This is a genomic window from Chryseobacterium sp. HNCC26DJ241 (assembly GCF_057180505.1).
On sequence record NZ_JBXUGL010000074.1, the window covers coordinates 1 to 1,402 of the forward strand.

The following is a 1,402-nucleotide window of genomic DNA, read 5'->3' on the forward strand; positions in this document are numbered from 1 at the left end:
TGTAATCCTCGACAAAAACCTGAATCCGGTTGCTAATAAAGAATTTGAAGGAGATATTACGGTGGCAGACTATTCAGGATATATAGATTTCAGAAAAAAAATAATTCTGTATCCTACTTCTATAGATTATTCTTTGATAAAAAATAGAGACTTCTTTATGCCACGTTCCGTAGAAATAGATTTGGCTACCAATACTCCGAAAACAAAAGTTTATTATGATTATCAAAGCGGTATTTTCAACGAAATTGCTCAGCCTAAAAGCTGGAAAGAAGAACGGAAGGAAGATAAAGCGGAAAAAAAAGAGAAAGGATATAATTATTTTTCCAGAGTTTTTGAAATAAAAGAAGGAGGATTTTTAGCTTTGGAATTCCATAATTACGGAAGTTATGTAAATAATAACAGTCTGATAAAATTTGATGAAAATAAGAATGAAGTTTGGCGATACAAATACAATACAAGTGGAGATAAGAAGGTAAATGAAGAATTAACAATTGTAGAAAAAGACGAAAAACATATCTACTGTATTCTTCAGAAAAATGATAAAAAGAATAAGCTGTTTCATCTCTTGGTTTTGGATATGCAAACTGGAAAAGAAATTGCAAGAAATCCTATTTTTGGACTATCAGATGATACCATTGAAAATATTACTTATTATGCAACAGGATATTATGATGCCAATATTGACAATGATAAAACATTTGATGATAAAATTGTAATGGTTGGAAGAAATTTTGACACCAGCCAATCCAACGGTTTCGCTCGATTAATTATAGATAAAGTGGATTTTAGTGTATCACTTAAAACCCTGAATTATGAAGATTTAAAACAACATCTTCCCGAAATCAATAAATTAGGATATGTTGGAAGTGGATATTACCTTAAAACCAAAGATTTCTTTTTCATGGAAGATGGAAGTGTTGGGATACTTATGGAAAAATATAAGCCGGAAGGTCAATACAGCGCACCTAAAACAACGGATTTAGTTTATCTTTATACAGATAATCTTTTTCATGTAAAGGGTGTAAAAGTCTTTGAAAAAGAAAAAACGAAGTGGGCAAATAACGATTATCTTTTTTCACAATATCTAAACGGTGGGAAAGATGTAGTATTTTTTTACAGAGATTTGCAGAAGGATGATAAGACCAAAGAAAAAAACTGGAAACTTTTTATTAATACTTTGATTGGCGGAAACTTTAAGCAGGAAGAGGTTCAGATATCTGAAAAGGATTCCTATTCTGTTTTTCCTTATGTCGGAAAAGAAGGATATATTCTTTTGAGGGAATTTAATGAGAAAGATAAATTCAATAAAATTCGTTTGGAACGGCTGAATTATTAATAATTACTTTTATTCAAAATAGGTTTATAAAAAATGACAACTTTGTTCAATGCTGTCGTTTTTATT

The 1,402-nt window shown here is 30.1% G+C and carries 1 protein-coding gene; it reads left to right on the top strand.

The window, feature by feature from the left end:
- On the top strand, positions 1 to 1,336 hold a 1,336-nt coding region (locus AC2A1C_RS15775; protein WP_484026887.1), incomplete at its 5' end, for a hypothetical protein.
- Positions 1,337 to 1,402 lie beyond the last annotated feature (66 nt).